An 18,153-nucleotide genomic window follows, 5' to 3' on the forward strand; every position below is an offset into this window, starting at 1 on the left:
GCATCCATTGTCCTTGTAGGAAATGTTCACGTCGAGACACATTTGGACACTTTCATGAATGTGCCCGAAGGGTTAGGCTGCGCGTTCATTTCGCCAGCATCCAGACAATGCTCCAACAATTTCTTCAGGAATTCGGCTACTTCGCCCTCTTTCTTGGCACGTTTTTCGAAGGCGAAACCATTCTGGTTCTCGCAGGCTTCCTCGCGTTCCGCGGATACATGGACCTCAAAGTGGTCATGATCGTGGCGTTCCTCGGCAGTTATGCCGGTGATCAGCTGTGGTATTTCCTGGGGCGCAAGCACGGCCGCAAGTTGCTGGCGCGCAAACCGCGCTGGCAATTGATGGGCGACCGGGCGCTGGAACATATCCGCAGGCACCCGGACATCTGGGTGCTGAGCTTCCGCTTTGTCTATGGCTTGCGCACGGTGATGCCGGTAGCGATCGGCCTGTCGGGCTATCCGCCGGGACGTTATCTGCTGCTCAACGGGATTGGTGCAGCGATCTGGGCCGTCGCACTGGCTGCTGCTGCTTATCACTTCGGCGCGGTGCTCGAGGGCATGCTCGGCAGCGTCAAGAAGTACGAACTGTGGGTGCTTGGCGCCCTGTTGATACTGGGCTTTTGCCTGTGGTTGCGCCGACGCTTCAAGAATGCCCGTCTGGCGAAGAAGATCTACGCCGACGAGCAGGCCGAGTTGGCCAAGTCTAACGAGACTAAGACGCCAGCCGAGTGAAACGGTTTCTGCAACAGTAGAGACCGATCCCGCTGAGCAGGCTGTAACTGAGCAAGCCGACCCAGCCCACCGCGCTGGCCGGCCACAGCCCAACGACCGGCGCCAGCCACACCAGCGGCACATTCGACGCCAGGCGCAGCAGTTCCAGCTTCAGCGTCCACGGGCGATTCTCCAGGGCCACGCCCAACGTAAACAAACCCAGCGCCACGGCGCTCCAGCCGAGCACCAGCGCGGCGGTTGGCAAACGCTGCTCCAGGTTCATCAAATAACTGCCCAGCGCGATGTAGATGCAAAACTGCAACACGACGTAAAGCTGCTGACGTCCGTCCAGCGGCACCTCGAATTTACGGAACTGACTCAGATCCGGCTTGTTCATCGGGTACTTGGCCGCCACGTCCGCCGGCCGCCAACCGGTGCGCATGAACCAGATACGCAGCGTGTCCCAGTTGCTTTGCGCACGCCGCGCGTCATCCCACAGCTGCGCGTAGAACTGCACGTTCGCCCACAACGGGTTCCAGCTCGCCAGCGGCGTAGTCACGCCGAAAATCACCGGTTCGTTGTCGTCCTCTTCCTGGAACGAGCCAAATAGACGGTCCCAAATAATGAACACCCCGCCGTAGTTGCGATCCATGTAGAGAGCGTTCTGTGCATGGTGAGCCCGATGATTGGACGGCGTGACGAAGAACCACTCGAACCAGCCGAGCTTGGGAATGTGTTGGGTATGCACCCAGAATTGGTACAGCAAGTTCAGCGCGGCGACGCTGACGAACACCAGCAGCGGCACGCCGAGCACCGCCATCGGCAGGTAGAAAATCCAGCTCAACAGGAAGCCCGTACTGGTCTGGCGCAGCGCCGTGGAAAGGTTGTAGTCCTCGCTCTGGTGGTGCACCGAATGCGCCGCCCAGAGGATGTTGCGTTCGTGGCCCATGCGGTGCAGCCAGTAGTAGCAGTAGTCGTAGAGGACGAAAGCGAATAGCCAGACCCAAACGCTGTCGGCCGAGAGTTCTAAAAGCGCCAGATGCTCAAGGGCAAAGCCATAGGTCACCAGCCCGACACCTTTGGTCAACAGGCCAGTGGTGGTCGACAACACACCGGTGCTGATGCTGTTGATCGCGTCGGCCACGCGATAATTGCTCACCCCGCGCCAACGGTCGGCCAGCAGTTCGACGGCAATCAGCACAAAGAAAAACGGCACCGCATACAGAATGAAGTCCATGACGCGCCCCGATCGGAATCTTAAGGACAGATGCTAGGTGTAGCCGCGAATTAACCCTATGGCAACGAGTGACAAATTAGTGGACATTTAACGCCATGAATCTGGAGAAAAGCCCATGAGCAAAAAAATTGCAGTGATCCTATCCGGCTGTGGCGTGTACGACGGCGCCGAGATCCACGAAAGCGTGATCACCCTGCTGCGTCTGGACCAGCGGGGGGCTCTGGTGCAGTGTTTCGCACCGAACATCGCGCAGTTAAATGTGATCAACCATCTGACCGGCGCAGAAATGCCCGAGTCGCGCAACGTACTGGTGGAATCGGCGCGGATCGCAAGGGGCAACATCAAGGATATCCGTGAAGCGAACGCCGAAGACTTCGACGCGCTGATCGTGCCTGGTGGTTTCGGGGCGGCCAAGAATCTGTCGAACTTTGCCATCGAAGGCGCCGGCTGCACCGTGCAACCGGACGTCCTGGCCCTGGCCGAAGCATTCGCCGAAGCGGGCAAACCGGTCGGTTTGATCTGCATTTCGCCTGCACTGGCGGCGAAGATCTATGGACCGGGGGTGACCTGCACCATCGGCAACGACGCCGACACAGCAGCCACCATGAATAAAATGGGCGCTACACACACAGACTGCGCGGTCACTGACATCGTTGAAGACAAAGCGCGCAAACTGGTGAGCACCCCGGCGTACATGCTGGCGCAGAGCATCAGTGAAGCGGCTTCGGGTATCAACAAACTGGTCGACCGTGTTCTGGAATTGACCCACGAAAACGACGCCTGAGACCTGATCGTTCCCACGCTCCGCGTGGGAACGATCATTGTGAACGGGATAACCGCGTGAGAATCCGGTCCAGCGCATTGGCAAACGCTTGCTTCTCGCGCTCGCCAAACGGCGCTGGCCCGCCGCTCATCTGCCCCTGTTCACGTAGATCGGTGAACAGGTTACGCACCGCCAACCGATCGCCCATGTTCTGCGCATCGAACTCTTTGCCCCGTGGATCCAGCGCCGCAACGCCCTTTTTCACCAGACGGTCGGCCAGCGGCACATCGCTGCAGATCACCAATTCGCCGGGTACCGCGTATTCCACCAGGTAGTCGTCGGCGGCATCCGGACCACTCGGCACCACGATCAGTTTCACCAGGGCCAAACCCGGCTTGATCTGCGGCTGTCCAGCCACCAACACCACTTCGAACTGGCGCTTGAGAGCGAACTTCACTACCAGATCCTTGGCCGCCCGAGGGCAGGCGTCGGCATCGATCCAGACACGCATTGTGTTTTTCCTTTTAAAGGATCACTCGCTCAGGAAGCCGGCACCCGCCGCTTCTCGGCCATCCGGCTGCGACTGTACAGCACGATGATCGCCATGATCGCCACGACCTGAGCACTCAGCGAATACGCATCAGCGTGGATGCCCAGCCAGTCGAAGTCAAAGAACGGCACCGGTCGGGTGCCGAAAATCCCGGCTTCCTGCAACGCCTTCACGCCGTGCCCGGCAAACACCACCGACAGCGCGCACAGCAAACCGGCGTTGATGCTGAAAAACAGCGACAGCGGCAGTTTCGCCGAGCCACGCAGAATCACCCAGGCCAGGCCGACCAGCAACACCAACGCCGTCGCACCACCCGCCAACACCGCGTTATGACCCGCTGGACCGGCCTGCAGCCACAGGGTCTCGTAGAACAAAATCACTTCAAACAGCTCGCGATACACCGAGAAGAACGCCAGCGTCGCAAACCCGAAACGCCCACCGCCGCCCACCAGGCTGCTCTTGATGTAATCCTGCCAGGCCGCCGCGTGACGACGATCGTGCATCCACACGCCGAGCCAGAGCACCATGACAGCGGCAAACAACGCCGTTGCACCTTCCAGCAATTCGCGCTGCGAACCGCTGACATCGATCACGTACGCCGCCAGCGCCCAGGTCGCCAGACCCGCCAGCAGCGCCAGCCCCCAACCGACGTTGACGCTGCGCACCGCCGATTGCTGGCCGGTATTGCGCAGGAACGCGAGGATCGCTGCCAGCACCAGAATCGCTTCCAGGCCTTCGCGCAACAGAATCAACAAACCGGAAATGTAGCTCAGGGACCCACTTAAGCCATCGCTGCCCAGCAGGCCGGCGGATTCCTTCAACTTGGCCTTGGCCGCGTCCAGACGCTGCTGGGCCTGGACCACCGGCAAACCATCCTGCAACGACTGACGGTATGCCATCAGCGATTTTTCAGTATCTTTGCGCACGTTGGCGTCGACGTTATCCAGCGAGCTTTCGACCAGTTCGAAACCCTCCAGATAAGCCGCCACCGACAGGTCATAGGCCTGATCGTGATCGCCGGCACGGTAGGCCGCCATGCTCTTGTCCAGGGTCGCTGCGGTGTAGTCGAGCAATTGCGCCGGGCCACGCTTGACCTGCGGCGGTTGCGCCCGCTGCGCACGGAAGGTCGCCGCCGCTTGCGGCCCCTCGGCGACCTGCACTTCTGCGGGAGTCTGACGGGCCAGGTCGGCGATGTTGTAGGTCTTTTCGGATTTTGCAGCAGCCGGGTCGGCGCTGAAGCTGGCGATATAAGTCGCCAGATCCCAACGCTGACGATCGTCCAGCTGATCGGCGAAGGCCGGCATGTCGGTGCCTTCGACACCGAGGCCCAAGGTGCTGTAGATCGCGTAGAGGCTCAGGTGATCCAGCCGCGTCGCATCACGCAGATTGGCCGGCGGCGGCGTCAGACCGACACCCGCCGGACCATCCCCGGCACCCGCGTCACCGTGGCAAACCGAACAATGCTGAGCGTACAGCGGCGCACCACGGGAAGGATCCGGCGTAATGATCGGTGCCTGGCTGACCTCATAGGCCACGGCCAGCCTGGCGCCGAGTTGCCGCGCCTGGCGACCGACATCCGCGCCGTCCTGACGCGCAGCGATCGCGTTGCGCAACGTGCTGACGCCCTGCTCCAGTCCATTTTTTTCCGGTTTGGCCGGCATCGCGGCGATCAAGCCTTGCAGTACCTTGATAAATTCCAGCTGCTCTCGGTATTCGGACTCATCAATGACCTTGCCCGCGTGCACCGTTTGCGGGTAATCCGCGCCGATGTAATCGAGCAAATGCAGCGCTTGCGGCGCGCCTTCCACGGTGTCAGCCAACAGATTGAAACTGCACAAGGCAAACAGCGGCAACATCAGCCAGGCCAGGAAACGAGACGGGGCAGTCATGAATGAATCTCAATTGGAAATACGAAGTAACACATTGTTCACTTCCAATCACTTTCACTCAAGCTTTGTTATGCATTGGCGGCACGGGTGGTGATCGGCGCCTTGGGTTCGCGTTTCCGAGCCATAGTGGCATTCCGTGAAAACGCGCGGCTAAAAAGCCATTACATGGCCAGCATCCCTGTTTATAATGCCGCGCCCTCGTTATTGCGATTCGGCATTTAAGCTCCTCTTGTTATGAGGAATTGGCAGGAGGCCAACATCCCCGCCAGTAGGTCTTATCAGCCCGACCAGCATTTGTGGCTGCTTACATTCAGGGAAGAAGTACCCGCCATGGCATCCCGCGCCCTTACCACGATCGCGCTCAGCGCCGTCACCTTGCTCTCCGGTTGTTCCGCCTTTCGCAACTACGATAGCGAACTTGCGCAAACCAACCAGCAACTGGCGGCCGGCAATGTCGACGCCGCGCTGACCTTGCTGGAAAAGAACAACACCGGCGTAGACAAGGACCTGCTCTATTACTTCGAGAAAGGTGAACTGCTGCGCGCCAAAGGCGATTTGTCCGGCAGCCAGAACGCCTGGACCCGTGCCGATCAAGTGGTGGGCAAGTGGGAAGACTCGGTCAAGCTTGATACCGCCAAGTACCTCGCCCAGTTCGGCAGTTTCCTGGTGAACGACAAAGTCCGTCGCTACGAAGGCTACGATTACGAAAAAGTCATGCTAACCACGCAGATGGCCCTCAACCTGCTGGCGGTCAACGACTTTGACGGCGCGCGCCTGTCGATCAAAAAGACCCACGAACGGGAAGCCGTGATCGCCGACCTGCGCGACAAGGAATACCTCAAGAGCGAAGAGCAAGCCGAGAAAGAAGGCGTCAAAACCCAGTACAAGGATTTGCAGGGTTACCCGGTCGCCAGCCTCGACGCACCGGAAGTAGTCAGCCTGAAAAACAGCTACCAGAGTGCGTTCAGCCACTACCTGGCCGGCTTCGTCTACGAAGCCCTGGGTGAAAAAGACCTGGCCGCACCGGGCTATCGTAAAGCCGTCGAACTGCGCCCGAACACCCCGTTGCTGGAACAGGCGCTGGTGAATCTCGACAAGCCAAGTGGCAAGGGAGAGGAAAGCGACATTCTGATCGTCGTGCAAAGTGGTCTGGCGCCCTCCCGGGACTCGATCCGCGTGCCCCTGCCTCTGCCAATCAGCGGCAATCTGGTGATCACCCCGCTGTCGTTCCCGATCATCAAGCCGGACACCTCCACCGCCACGCTCACCCAGATTGGCGTGGACGGTCAGCAACTGAACCTGACCCAACTCAACAGCACCACCGCCATGTCCCGCCGCGCCCTGCGTGATGACATGCCGGGCATCATCCTGCGCACCACCGTGCGTGCCGTGACCAAAGGCGTGGCGCAGAAGCAGATCAACGACACCAACCCGCTGGCGGGCCTGGCAGTCGGTATCACTTCAGCCGTGCTCGAAGGTGCCGATACCCGTACGTGGCGCACCCTGCCGGACAACACCCAAGTGGTGCGTCTGCGCCTGAAGAAAGGTGAGCACCAAGTCATCCTGCCGAGCGCCGTGGGCGGTTCGGTGGTCAAGGTCACCGTCGATCAGCGTTACCAGGTCATCAGCCTGCGCGCCGTGGGCAATCAGGTGTTCGCCAGCGGCCTGGCCGCGCACGTGATCCCGAGCGCCAACCCGACCGCCGTGGCCAGCCTCAAACCTTAAGAACGGAGTCTTTGCATGCGTTTCAAACTCATCGCTGTCGTCGCCCTGGCCTTGCTGGCCGGGTGCGCCACCCCGCCACCGCCGGAACCTGGCAGCGCCGCCAGCAAGGTCGTGGCCATGGGCAAACTCAAGAACATCGTGGTCGGCGCCCTGCGCGTCGCCCGGGAAAACGGTTTCATGACGGTCAATGCGCAGCTGAGCAACACCAGCTTCAACAACAAGACCTTCTACTACCGTTTTGCCTGGCTCGGTCCTGAAGGCTTCCCCGTCGCCGAAGAAGAAACCTGGAAAAGCCAGATGATGTACGGCGAGCAGACCCGCTTCATTCAGGCGATCGCGCCAACCGCCAAAGCCGTGGATTTTCGTCTGGAAATCAAAACGCCTTAAGCCCGACACCCTATTCGTTCAGTTCTAGAGAGCATTCCCATGTTTGCACGCTTTTCGTTCATTGCCGTTATCGCCCTTCTGGCCAGCGGTTGCGCCAACACTTCGCCAACGCTGGGCAGCAAAAGCATCAGCTACGGCGACACCAAGGCTGTGGAAACCGTGACCAACGAGTTCGGTTCCACCGACCTGCAGATGATCGCTGAATCCATGACCCGCTCCCTGGCCCAGTCCGGCATCCTGCAGGGCCGTCCGGTGGTTCAGGTCTACGACGTGAAGAACAAGACCAGCGAGTACATCGACACGCGTGAAATCACCACCAGCATCAAGACCCAGCTGATGAAGACCGGCACCGCCCGTTTCGCCAGCGACAACACCGCCATGCAGAGCCAGGTCGACCAGCTCAAGCTGCAAAACCAGAGCGGTCTGTACAAGAAGAACACCGTGGCCAAGACCGGCAACATGATCGCCGCCAAATACCGTATCGAAGGTTCGATCAGCTCGATCGTCAAGCGCAGCAGCGACTACAAGGACGTCTTCTACAAATTCAGCCTGCAACTGATTGACGTTGAAAGCGGTCTGGCCGAGTGGATGGACGAGAAAGAAATCCGCAAGACCACGGAGCGTTAATCAATGCGCGCATGGATTGGCATGATGGCCCTGGCTTGCGCGTTCAGCGTGCAAGCGGCCCCGAAAGTCGCGGTGACGGACCTGGCGTACCAGGAGCGCGTGGAAGAGTACATCCACATTGTTTCGGCGCAGAGCAGCCACAGCCAAAGTTACTACGGCGCCAGCGGGTCTTCGAGTTACAACGAAATCGAAGCCACCAGCAGCTACATCGAACAAGGTGAATTGCGCAAATTCACCGGCGACATCAAAGGCGAGATTCTTCGTACCGGCATGTTCCAGCTGGTCCAGGGCACGCCTTATACATCGGCGTCCAAGGGTGACGTCTATGACGTGATCAAGCGGATCAAGGCCGGCAACTTCAAAGGTGCCGACTACGTGTTGTTCGGCACCGTGTCGGACATCGACTTCAACAACGACATCAACGAGCTCGCCAACACCGACAGCTACTCGGCGGTGCTGGCGTTGACCCTGGTGGCGGATTTCAGCCTGATCAACACCAAGACCTTCGAAATCACTTCGGCCTTCACGGCGATGGGCGAAGGTCAGGACACCAAACTGATGAACCATCGGGACATCCGTGTCTCGCTGAACCGCCCGCGGGTGGTGCGTGACGTGTCCAAGTCCTTAGGGGAAGACGTGGCGGGGCAACTGAGCCAACAGCTCGGTGGCGGCGGTTACGAACAGCCGGGCCAAGCCCCGCTGCGCAATCACCTGCCAGCGGACACAGCGCCGGTCATTCTGCGCTGATAGTGCCGAACGCGGAGCGTCCGTTGAGGCATTCCCACGCAGAGCGTGGGAACGATAAGGCGACCTGTAGAGGTCGCCTTTTTTGTGTCTGGCGGTTTTACACCGCCGCTTTGCGAAGGGTCGCCATGAATGCCGCCGCACCAATGAACAGCCCGGCAAAGGTGCGGTTCATGCGTTTTTGCTGTTTGGGCGTACGCAACAGGCGCAACACCCTGGAAGCCAGCCCGGTGTAACCGGCCATGACGATCAGGTCGACGCAGATCATGGTCACACCGAGGATCAGGTACTGCGCCACCAGCGGTGCCTGCGGATCAATGAATTGCGGCAGCACCGCGAGCATGAACACCAACGCCTTGGGGTTGCTGACGTTCACCAGAAAACCCCGGAACACCAGTGCCATCGGCTTGCCAATTTGCCGGACTGCCGCGTCGTCGCTCATGTCATTGGGCAGCGCGCGCCATTGCTTGACCGCCAGGTAAACCAGATAGGCCACGCCAAACCATTTGATCGCGTAGAAAGCGCTGGCCGACGCCGCAAGGATCGCACCGACACCGGCGGCGACAATCGCAATCTGTAACGCCAGACCCAGTTGCAGGCCCAGGGCGTTCCAATAACCGCGCCAGAAACCGTATCGCAGACCGCTGGACATCGACGCAATGGCGCCGGCACCGGGGGACAGGCTGATCACCCAGCAGGCGGCAAAAAACGCCAGCCATGTTTGAAGCACCATCGCACACCTCGACTCAGACTCGTGACAGATGTCTAAGCTAATGCGGCGTTGGGCCGATGACTACCGATTTTTTGCAGGACAGTACAGCTGCCGACCAGCGTGGTCGGCATTTCGGCTACTTTTCGAAACTGCTGGAAGGGAATACATCGTTGCCGCGCCAGCGTCGAACCGAGCGCTGGAAGAACAGGCTGTTGGGCACTTGCACCATCGCGCTGCCGGTGCCGAGTTCTTCGGCTTCGATCAGCGTGGTGTAGAGCAGATTGATCGCCACTACCCGGCCTTTGACGCCAGGCTTGTCGGTGGTGTCCACCAACTCGACCACGTCGCCGAGGCGGAAGGGGCCGACGGTGAAGATCAGGATCGCGCACAGCAGATTGGAGAGCACGCTCCACATCGCGAAGAACGCCACCGCCGCTACCGCGACAAACCCGGACAACGCCGTCCAGAGCACCGTCGCCGACACCCCCAGGCGTTCCAGTACGAAGATCAGCGCACTGCCCATGATCAGCCAGCGCAGACCACCGCGCAGCGGCATCAGCAATTGCGGTGGAAACGGATACCGCTCACCCAGGCGAGTCAGGCACTTGGCGACGCAGCGCTGGGTGACATAGCCCGCCAACAGAATCAGCAGGACTTGCACAAAGAGCAAGATCGGCTCAATCCACACGGCAGGCAATGGCAGCTTGAAGGCTTCCATCAGGACAGCGCCTCCAGCTCCGCCTGCATGCTTTCGAGCAATTCCAGTGCTTCCATCCAGGCTTCTTCCAGCTCGGCTTCACGTACCTTCAGCTTGGCCTGTTCGGCTAACAGATCACGCAATTCGTTTTTGCGCGCCGGTTCGTAAATGTCGCTGTCGCCGAGGCTGGTATCGATCTTCGCCAGTTTCTCGTGCAGCTTGCCCAGCTCGGCTTCGAGCTTGTCGGCCTCGCGCTTGTGCGGCGCCAGTTGCTGACGCAACGCAGCGGCGGCCTGGCGCTGGGCCTTCTTGTCGGTCTTGTCCGGGTTTACCGGGGTGTTGCTGACGGGCGCATTGCGCTGACGGTAGTCCACCAGCCAACGGGTGTAGTCTTCCAGATCGCCGTCGAATTCCTCGACCTTGCCGTCTGCCACCAGGTAAAAATTGTCGGTGGTGCTTTTAAGCAAATGGCGATCGTGGGAGACCACCAGTACCGCACCGCTGAACTCCTGAAGCGCCATGGTCAGCGCCAGGCGCATTTCCAGGTCCAGGTGGTTGGTCGGTTCGTCGAGCAGCAGCAAGTTCGGCCGGCCCCAGGCGATTAACGCCAGCGCCAGACGAGCCTTCTCGCCACCGGAGAAATTCAACACCGGCTCATCGATCCGCGCGCCACGGAAGTCGAACCCGCCGAGGAAGTCGCGCAGGGTCTGCTCGCGCTCGGTCGGCGCCAGGCGCTGCATATGCAGCAACGGGCTGGCCTTGGAGTCGAGCGAATCCAGCTGATGCTGGGCGAAGTAACCGACGACGGTGTTCTCGCCACGGGTCAATCGACCGGACAACGGCTCGAGTTCACCGGCGAGGTTTTTGATCAGGGTGGATTTACCGGCACCGTTCGGGCCGAGCAAACCGATCCGTGCACCGGGGGTCAGTTGCAGCTTGACCTTTTCCAGCACGGCTTTGTCGCCATAACCCAGCCGAGCATCAGACAGGTCAATCAGCGGGCTGGAGATCTTCACCGATTCGCGGAAGACGAAATCGAACGGCGAATCAACGTGGGCGGCGGACAGTTCTTCCATCCGCTCCAGGGCCTTGATCCGGCTCTGGGCCTGACGGGCCTTGGTGGCCTGGGCCTTGAAGCGGGCGATGTAGCTTTCCATGTGCGCACGTTGCACCTGTTGCTTCTCGTAGGCCTGCTGTTGCTGGGCCAGACGTTCGGCACGGGCGCGTTCGAAGGCGCTATAACCACCGCGATACAGGGTGATCTTGCGCTGATCGACGTGGGCCACGTGATCGACCACGGCATCGAGGAAGTCCCGGTCGTGGGAAATCAGCATCAAGGTGCCGGGATAGCTTTTGAGCCATTCTTCGAGCCAGATGATGGCGTCGAGATCCAAGTGGTTTGTCGGTTCGTCGAGTAGCAGAAGGTCCGAGGGGCACATCAAAGCCTGCGCCAAGTTCAGACGCATCCGCCAACCACCAGAGAAATCTCCTACCTGGCGATCCATTTGCTCGTTGGTGAACCCAAGCCCCGCCAGCAACTTGCGCGCTCGGGCGTCGGCGGTGTAACCGTCGGCGCTGTCGAGCTCGGAGTGCAGGCGGGCCTGGGCGGCACCGTCATGGGCCGCTTCGGCTGCGGCGAGATCGCGTTGCACCTCGCGCAGTCGCAGGTCACCATCGAGCACATAGTCGACCGCCACGCGATCGAGGGTGTCGATCTCCTGGCGCATGTGGGCGATGCGCCAGTCCGCCGGCAAGAAGCAATCACCCGAGTCCGGGTGCAGGTCACCCAGAAGCAAGGCGAACAGGCTCGATTTGCCGGCGCCGTTGGCACCGATGAGGCCGGCTTTGTGGCCGGCGTGCAGGGTCAGCTCGGCGTCTTCTAGCAGACGTTGCGGGCCACGCTGTAAAGTCAGGTTCTGAAGTCGAATCATAATGGCGGCGGAGTCTACCAGCTTCGCTCGCAACTGGCGCGAGTAGCACTATGTCCTCTGACCTGTGGAGCTTTTCCCTTTGCACTTACGCCCGTCCCGGCGTTGAACGCGCATGCCTGCGATTACAGTCGGCGGGCGTGAATGTGTGCTTGCTGCTCGGCGGATTGTGGCTGGGGCAGCGGGGAGTTGCCTGTAACGAGCAACGATTGCAGCAACTTCGTGATGTGGCCGTGCCCTGGGATACCGATGTCGTTCAACCGCTGCGAGCATTGCGCATGCAATGGAAAGCGGCCGCGACTGAGGATGCCGAGCTGACTACGTTGCGCGGACAAGTGAAGGCGTTGGAGCTCGATGCCGAACGGCATCTGTTGTTGCGGCTGGAGCGATCGGCACAGAGTTGGCCGCAAGGTGAGGCCACCGATCTATCGGCCTGGCTGGACGGTGTGACGGCAGGCGCCGTCCACCTGGACCGCGACGCGCTGCATCAGCTGCGCGTCGCGGTATCCGGCACTTAGGAAGCGCTGGTTGGGGTGGTTGCTGCACTCGAAGCGGTTGCCGGTGTTGACGCCGGCGTGGCTGTCGAGGTGGTTGCTGATGGAGCAGGCGTTGCAGCGGGTTTGGCGGTGGCCGGTTTGGCAACTGGTTTAGCGGCCGGCTTGGCCGCTGCTTTTACAGCGGGTTTGGCCGCGGTTCTCGCAGCAGGTTTTGCAGCGGTTTTAGTCGCGACAGATTTGGCGGCCGGCTTGGCAGCAGGTTTCGCCGCTGCAGTTTTGGCTGCTGGTCTTGCTGCGGGTTTAGCGGCCGTTTTTGCAGCTGGTTTTGCAGCGGCCGTTCTTGCAGCACCAGATTTGGCGGCGGCAGGCTTGGCAGCCGTCGTTTTAGCAGCCGGTTTCGCAGCGCTGGCAGCGACTGCGTTTCTCGCTGCTGGTTTTGCTGCGGCTTTCACCGGTGCTTTGGCAGCCGCAGCTTTCTTGACAGGAGCCGCAGCAGACTTGACCGGTGCTTTTGCAGCAGCCGGTTTGGCAGCGGCTTTCTTGGCAGGAGCCGCAGCAGGCTTGGCCGAACGCAGGGACAACGCCTTGCCGACAGCCTCTTGTACACGACCGACGCCTTGGGCCAATTTCAGGCTTTCTTGAGCATCGCGCTTGAGTTGCAGAATGTAGCTGCGAGTTTCCGATTGACGATCCTTGAGGGCATCAAGCAGGTCCTCAAGCTCCTTCGCCGCTCCCTTGGCTTTGGTTTGTGCCTTGGCCTTGCCGGCCGCCGCAGCGTCCTGCAATTTGGTACGGGACTTGTGCAATTTTTCCTGCGCTTTTCCGCGCTGCTTTTCCAGTTTGGCGAGCAGTTTTTCAGCATCAGCCAAGGCTTGGGAACAAGCGTTTTCCAGATGCTCGAGCAAGCTGCCCGAGAGTTGTTGGAGTAAGTGCAACGGAGTATTTACTGGCTTCTTGGTGGCCGACATGGTTTACCTCCTGGCTGACGTGGGTGCGGCTCATACTAGACCTCTGCTGCTACCGCCGCTAGGGCATGTTGACAGTATCCAAAGCGCTGTGTTGCAACGGATTGAAATTCTTCTTCACCTGCGCAAAACCAGTTCACCGTTGAGCGCATTCACACTGGCATAATCCTGCGCATCTCAGGTCGGAGAATGCCCATGTCGCGCTACCTTTTTTTATCACTGTGCGTGTTTTTTTCCGTGGCTCAGGCCGCCGAAAAACCCAAAGGAGATGACACTCACGATCTCTCTTACAGCTTGGGCGCAAGCCTCGGCGAACGCCTGCGCCAGGAGGTTCCCGATCTGCAACTTCAGGCGCTGATCGAAGGTTTGCAACAAGCCTATCAAGGCAAACCCCTGACGCTGAAAGATGAGCAGATCGAACAGATTCTTGCCGAGCACGAAGCCCAGGTCGCCTTGCAACCAACCCTGCCACAAAGCGAAATCGCTCTCCAAAAAGAGCGGGCGTTTCTCGACGAGGAAAAAGCCAAACCGGGCGTTCGCGAGCTGACCGATGGAATTTTGCTAACGGAGTTGGCGCCGGGCACTGGTGCCAAAGCCGGCCCCAACGGCAAAGTCCAAGTGCTGTATATCGGTCGCCTTCCCGACGGCACGGTGTTCGATCAGAACAGTCAGCCGCAGTGGTTCGGTCTCGACAGCGTGATCAGCGGATGGCGCAGCGCGTTGCAGCAAATGCCGGTCGGCGCGAAATGGCGTCTGGTGATTCCATCGGCCGAAGCCTATGGCGCCGAGGGTGCCGGCGACCTGATTGCGCCGTTTACACCGCTGGTATTCGAAGTCGAATTGCGCGGTGCCACAAGCTGAATACCGGCAACGAAAAACGGCGCGCATAGCGCACCGTTTTTGGAGGTCTTGCAGGAAGGGGTTCAGGCCTGAACCGAATCTTCTTCCTTGTGAGCGGTGTGCAGCACTTCGATCAGGCAGTCTTCCAGTTCGAAGCGTTCGTGCAACAGGCCACCCAGCTCTTTGAATTTCTCTGCCACGCATTGACCTGCATCACACAGGTCGTTGAACGCGAGCAGCTTCTCGGTGATGACGTCGATGCGCGGGTAAATTGTCTCGGCCAACTCCAGACCACGCTTGTCGTTGAAGGCCTTGGCCTCCCCCGTCAACTGTTCGTAGATCTCGAAGTGCCCGGCAGACACGTAATCGACCAGCACGCCGCAGAACTCCTGCAACGGCTTGCGGTTCTCGCTCAGAGTCTCAGGCTTGGCGCCGAGAGCATCATAGGCCCGAACCAGTTCGTGACGCTCCTGCAACCAGCGATCGATCAGCAGATGCACTCCACCCCAGCGTTCTTGAGCATTCTGACAACTTTCGAGCATGGTGATCTCTCTTCCCTTGTGGGTCATGCTGCCCTACACCCGTCGCACACTTGAAGGTCAAGTATCGGCCAGGCAGAGCGTCATTCGAGCAACATAATTCCAATGACACGTGCGGGCCAGATTATGCCCGCGCGACAATGGCTTCAAGGTACGCAGGAGATAAAGTTCATACAAGTGTTTAATCACCCGCCAGCGCCCGGTGTGACAACTCGCCGCTGAGCGGTCGCTGACAGGCTTTCCAGACAAGACGCAGCACCTGATAAATACCTAAAACCGTCATCGCCATGAAGAGCAGCAGACTCCACTCAGGAATGCTCAGATCGAACAGTGTCCAGGAAATTTCCGCGCACTCTGCCTCCCCTTTAAACATCTGCGTGACCTGACAGAACCAGGGCAGGTCCTCGTACTGAACAGCCAGACTGGGTGAGCACGTCAACAGCTGATGCATTGGATCGCTCTGCAGCAATACCTGCCGCCACGCCGTGACCGTTCCCGCCAGACTGCAAAGCAGACCGAGCATCCAATACAGAAAAGACCCGAAGCGGCCCGGCCCATGCACCGAAGCCATCAGGCAGATCCCCGTGAGTAACGCGAGGGAAAACCGCTGCAACAGGCACAACCCGCAGGGCTTGAGGCCGACCGCATATTCCAGGTAATAGGACACGCCCAGGGCCAGGGCACCTGCAATGAAAGCCATGAAAAACAAGGAGCGTGAGCAGGCCAAAGACATGGCATTTCCGTAACAGTAGAGACAGGCGGTTACGGTAGAGGAAAGCGCGCCAGCCTTTCAAGACAGGCCAGCAGGGACACTTCAACAGAAGTGTAGGGAATTCCCGACAGGAACGAGAGGATTAGGTGTAGTCCTCTGTAGGACTCTGCCGATGATGGACTACAAAGGTAAAATCCCGGCAGATTGCAGCCGACTGGATCGCCCGTTCGAGCGACCCGTCATTTACTCATCAAGCGTGAACAGGAACCGGTAACGGTGCCGCCAGCAAGCGCTCGTCCAACAAGCCCAAGCCCTCCTGGAACAACTGATTGCTGCGCTCGGTGTCACCCAGCTGCGCCAGCAACCGCGCCAGTTCCGCGCAGGCTTCCGGATTGCGCTGCATGCGCAAGCTGCTTTCCAGATAGTCCCGGGCCTTGCCCCAAAGGCTGCTTTGCAGACACAAGCGCCCCAGGGTCAGCAGCAGGCTCGGGTCGGCCGGATGGTCTTTGAGCCAGCCCTCGGCGGTGTGCAGTTGACGTGCCGGATCACTGCCGCGAACGAGTCCATAGAGGCGTGCAAGATGACTGTTGTAGTTGCGCTTGAGCGCCGCTCGCAGGATTTCTTCGGCGTCGACCTGAGCACCCAGTTGCCGAAGTTGCTCGGCATAAGCGAGCACCAGTTGCGGCTCCTGACGCTGAGCGGAGGTCAACTGCTGCCAGGCGCGATTGAGCGATTGCAGGCCGACCGTCCCGTCTTCTTCCTGATGCGCCGCCAGGGACAGATTCTCACCCCAGGCCCGGCGTTCCAGTTCGGTCAGCTCAGCCGGTGGCAGGACCTTGTCCTTGCGTAGCTCCGGCAGCAGGCGAATCACCGCCGACCAGTCGCCCCGCTGTTGGTGCAAGCGCTGCAACTGACGCAAGGTCTGGACGTTATGAGGATGACGCTCGTGCATGGCTTGCAGGGTCACCAGGGCGCCTTCGGTATCGCCGCGGTCAGTCTGTAATTGGGCGTGGCTCAGGGCAATCGCCAATTCTGCCTGGGGTTGTCGCTCTAGAGCGCGCTCCAGCAGGTTGTCGCTTTCCTCGTAATGACCTTGTTCGTTCGCGGCCCGGGCAGCGCCGAGGTAGTAAAGCAAAGGCTGGCGCTCGGCTTCCGCAGCCCGATGCAGATGGCGCTGCGCACTGGCCCAGCGACCTTCGGCCAGATCCAGCTGACCGTGTTCAATCGCCACCTGCACCCGGCGACTACGGTTGCGTCGCGACCAGGGATTGACCACACCGCTGGAGGTCGTCACCAGTTCGATTAGCGCCTTGATGCCCCAGAACACCAGCCACAGCACGGCGACCAACGCCAGGGTTGCCCACAGGCTCGATTCGTAACGGAAACTTTTGTAGGCGATCAGCACGTAACCGGAATGCTCGGCAATCGCAAGCCCCAGCGCGGCAGCAGCGGCGATCACCAGGAACACGATCACATAGAGGCGTTTCATGGCGTCGCCTCCTGCGCGGTGTCCGCGGCAGGTTTGACCATCGGCTTGATCGAGTCCTCGGCGTTGACGTTACGCCGCTCCAGATACCCCTGAACCGCGCTCAGCGTGCCGGCCAGATCTGGCGTGACGACGGTGACCGGCTGCTTGCTCAACTCGCCAACCTGCTCAAGCATCACTTTGCTCTGAGGGTTGTCCGGATTGAAGTTGCCTTTGAGCACGTCCCGCGCCTCCGCCAGCGCCTGGGTGTAAACGGCTGCCTGGCCATTGAGCGCGGCCCATTGCGCCTGCTCCAGTGCCAGGCTCAGAGCCAGGCGAACCTGGCTCAGGCTCTGCCCAGCCAGCAATGGACGCACATTCTTGTCGGCGTTGAAGTCGATGCGGATGTAGCGCGAGACCTGATCCCACCATTGCGCCCAGCGATTCGCGCCGTCGCCATCGGCGGTGAGACCCAACAGGGATTCACCGCGATCCTTGTACTCGGGTGCCAGCTCGGTGAGGCTGATCACCTGATCGCGCAACGCCCCCAGTCGCAGGAACAGCCCGGTGCGATCCGGCTGCTCGATGCTACGCAATGCCACCAGCGTTTTGGCCACTTGCTCGCGAGCGGCAAAGGAACCCGGGTCGTTCTGTTCGCGCAGAATTTCATCCGCGCCCTGCACCAGGGCCTGGGCACTGCTGATGTCCTGCAACGCGGAAAGACGCAGGCTGGCCAGGCGCAACAGGTGCTCGGCTTCGGCCAGACGCCAGTCCTTGCGGCTGGCGCCGAGGACCGTTTCCAGACGTTGATTCAACCGTTGCTGATCGCCTTGAAGTTGAGTGACTAAACGACTGCGCGCGTCGAGCTCGTCGGCGGCAGGCATTTGTTCCAGGCGGGCAGTCAGACGTTGTTCGTTGAGTTTCAGGTCCTGCGCCTGATCGTTCAATGCCTGAACCTGGCTCAACTGCTGTTGAGTATGGGCTTGCAGGTGACGCACCTGCCAGACTCCCCAACCGCCCACGGCGACACCGGCAGCGCCCAGCAACAGCGCGACGATTGCCAGCCCATTGCCTCGGCGCTGCACTGCCGCAGGTGGCCCGGTTTCAACCGGTGCATCGAGCACTGGCTGGACGTCATCTTTAGGCAAGGCTGTTTCGCTCACGTA

19 protein-coding genes are annotated in these 18,153 nt (G+C 60.2%); 8 read left to right on the plus strand and 11 right to left on the minus strand.

Going from position 1 to position 18,153, the window contains the following annotated elements; genetic code table 11:
- Positions 1-107: 107 nt before the first annotated feature.
- Positions 108-731 carry a DedA family protein gene (locus tag ACYZT3_RS28640; RefSeq protein WP_282376140.1) on the plus strand — a complete coding sequence of 208 codons (624 nt, stop codon included), beginning with the start codon at positions 108-110 and terminating at the stop codon, positions 729-731.
- On the opposite strand, the gene ACYZT3_RS28645 is transcribed toward ACYZT3_RS28640, so the two are convergent.
- Complete coding sequence (locus tag ACYZT3_RS28645; protein WP_462031230.1) at positions 712-1,947, minus strand: sterol desaturase family protein; 1,236 nt, start codon at positions 1,945-1,947, stop codon at positions 712-714. The genes ACYZT3_RS28640 and ACYZT3_RS28645 overlap by 20 nt on opposite strands.
- A 115-nt stretch (positions 1,948-2,062) precedes the next feature.
- On the opposite strand from ACYZT3_RS28645, the gene elbB reads away from it, so the two are divergent.
- Complete coding sequence (gene elbB, locus ACYZT3_RS28650) at positions 2,063-2,731, plus strand: isoprenoid biosynthesis glyoxalase ElbB (protein WP_462031231.1); 669 nt, start codon at positions 2,063-2,065, stop codon at positions 2,729-2,731.
- A gap of 34 nt (positions 2,732-2,765) precedes the next feature.
- Here elbB and ACYZT3_RS28655 read toward each other — a convergent pair whose 3' ends face one another.
- Together ACYZT3_RS28655 and ACYZT3_RS28660 are read right to left on the minus strand one after the other, a co-directional pair.
- Positions 2,766-3,221, minus strand: a complete 456-nt coding sequence (locus tag ACYZT3_RS28655) for a YaiI/YqxD family protein (RefSeq protein WP_282376144.1) — start codon at positions 3,219-3,221, stop codon at positions 2,766-2,768.
- Positions 3,222-3,250: 29 nt separating this feature from the next.
- A complete protein-coding gene (locus ACYZT3_RS28660; protein WP_462031232.1) occupies positions 3,251-5,149 on the minus strand; it encodes an FTR1 family protein in 1,899 nt (632 codons plus the stop codon).
- 330 nt (positions 5,150-5,479) lie between these two features.
- Here ACYZT3_RS28660 and ACYZT3_RS28665 point away from each other — a divergent pair, with 330 nt between their 5' ends.
- Genes ACYZT3_RS28665 through ACYZT3_RS28680 form a run of 4 tightly spaced genes read left to right on the plus strand, consistent with a single transcriptional unit; the run spans position 5,480 to position 8,635 of the window.
- Positions 5,480-6,874, plus strand: coding sequence for a COG3014 family protein (locus ACYZT3_RS28665; RefSeq protein ID WP_462031233.1), 1,395 nt, complete (start codon positions 5,480-5,482; stop codon positions 6,872-6,874).
- A 15-nt stretch (positions 6,875-6,889) separates the two neighbouring features.
- Entirely contained in the window at positions 6,890-7,261 is a 372-nt protein-coding gene (locus ACYZT3_RS28670; protein ID WP_462031234.1) for a YcfL family protein, read from the plus strand.
- 39 nt (positions 7,262-7,300) lie between these two features.
- Complete coding sequence (gene lpoB / locus ACYZT3_RS28675; protein ID WP_282376149.1) at positions 7,301-7,888, plus strand: penicillin-binding protein activator LpoB; 588 nt, start codon at positions 7,301-7,303, stop codon at positions 7,886-7,888.
- A 3-nt stretch (positions 7,889-7,891) separates the two neighbouring features.
- Positions 7,892-8,635 carry a penicillin-binding protein activator LpoB gene (locus ACYZT3_RS28680; RefSeq protein ID WP_282376150.1) on the plus strand — a complete coding sequence of 248 codons (744 nt, stop codon included), beginning with the start codon at positions 7,892-7,894 and terminating at the stop codon, positions 8,633-8,635.
- A 97-nt stretch (positions 8,636-8,732) separates the two neighbouring features.
- Here ACYZT3_RS28680 and ACYZT3_RS28685 read toward each other — a convergent pair whose 3' ends face one another.
- The 3 genes from ACYZT3_RS28685 to ACYZT3_RS28695 all read right to left on the minus strand — a co-directional run bounded on the left by ACYZT3_RS28685 (position 8,733) and on the right by ACYZT3_RS28695 (position 11,972).
- A complete protein-coding gene (locus ACYZT3_RS28685) occupies positions 8,733-9,365 on the minus strand; it encodes a LysE family transporter (RefSeq protein ID WP_462031235.1) in 633 nt (210 codons plus the stop codon).
- Positions 9,366-9,480: 115 nt separating this feature from the next.
- On the minus strand, positions 9,481-10,062 hold the full coding sequence (locus ACYZT3_RS28690; RefSeq protein WP_462031236.1) for a mechanosensitive ion channel domain-containing protein: 582 nt from the start codon (positions 10,060-10,062) through the stop codon (positions 9,481-9,483).
- Positions 10,062-11,972 carry an ATP-binding cassette domain-containing protein gene (locus tag ACYZT3_RS28695; protein WP_282376153.1) on the minus strand — a complete coding sequence of 637 codons (1,911 nt, stop codon included), beginning with the start codon at positions 11,970-11,972 and terminating at the stop codon, positions 10,062-10,064. The genes ACYZT3_RS28690 and ACYZT3_RS28695 overlap by 1 nt, the downstream gene beginning before the upstream one ends.
- A gap of 50 nt (positions 11,973-12,022) precedes the next feature.
- On the opposite strand from ACYZT3_RS28695, the gene ACYZT3_RS28700 reads away from it, so the two are divergent.
- Positions 12,023-12,487, plus strand: a complete 465-nt coding sequence (locus tag ACYZT3_RS28700; protein WP_462031237.1) for a TIGR02444 family protein — start codon at positions 12,023-12,025, stop codon at positions 12,485-12,487.
- Here ACYZT3_RS28700 and ACYZT3_RS28705 read toward each other — a convergent pair.
- Entirely contained in the window at positions 12,484-13,434 is a 951-nt protein-coding gene (locus tag ACYZT3_RS28705) for an AlgP family protein (protein WP_282376155.1), read from the minus strand. The two genes, ACYZT3_RS28700 and ACYZT3_RS28705, sit on opposite strands and share 4 nt — an antisense overlap.
- A 192-nt stretch (positions 13,435-13,626) precedes the next feature.
- On the opposite strand from ACYZT3_RS28705, the gene ACYZT3_RS28710 reads away from it, so the two are divergent.
- Positions 13,627-14,292, plus strand: a complete 666-nt coding sequence (locus ACYZT3_RS28710; protein ID WP_282376156.1) for an FKBP-type peptidyl-prolyl cis-trans isomerase — start codon at positions 13,627-13,629, stop codon at positions 14,290-14,292.
- Positions 14,293-14,354: 62 nt separating this feature from the next.
- Here ACYZT3_RS28710 and rsd read toward each other — a convergent pair whose 3' ends face one another.
- From rsd to ACYZT3_RS28730, 4 genes are all read right to left on the minus strand, one after another.
- On the minus strand, positions 14,355-14,813 hold the full coding sequence (rsd, locus tag ACYZT3_RS28715; RefSeq protein ID WP_282376157.1) for a sigma D regulator: 459 nt from the start codon (positions 14,811-14,813) through the stop codon (positions 14,355-14,357).
- Between the two features lie 178 nt (positions 14,814-14,991).
- Complete coding sequence (locus tag ACYZT3_RS28720) at positions 14,992-15,543, minus strand: disulfide bond formation protein B (RefSeq protein WP_282376158.1); 552 nt, start codon at positions 15,541-15,543, stop codon at positions 14,992-14,994.
- Positions 15,544-15,772: 229 nt separating this feature from the next.
- Complete coding sequence (locus tag ACYZT3_RS28725) at positions 15,773-17,011, minus strand: heme biosynthesis protein HemY (protein WP_282376160.1); 1,239 nt, start codon at positions 17,009-17,011, stop codon at positions 15,773-15,775.
- Positions 17,008-18,150 (minus strand): uroporphyrinogen-III C-methyltransferase, encoded by a 1,143-nt coding sequence (locus ACYZT3_RS28730; protein WP_282376161.1) that lies wholly within the window; start codon positions 18,148-18,150, stop codon positions 17,008-17,010. Before ACYZT3_RS28730 ends, ACYZT3_RS28725 begins: the two co-directional genes overlap by 4 nt.
- Between the last annotated feature and the right edge of the window lie 3 nt (positions 18,151-18,153).

The organism is Pseudomonas sp. MDT1-16, assembly GCF_054898115.1.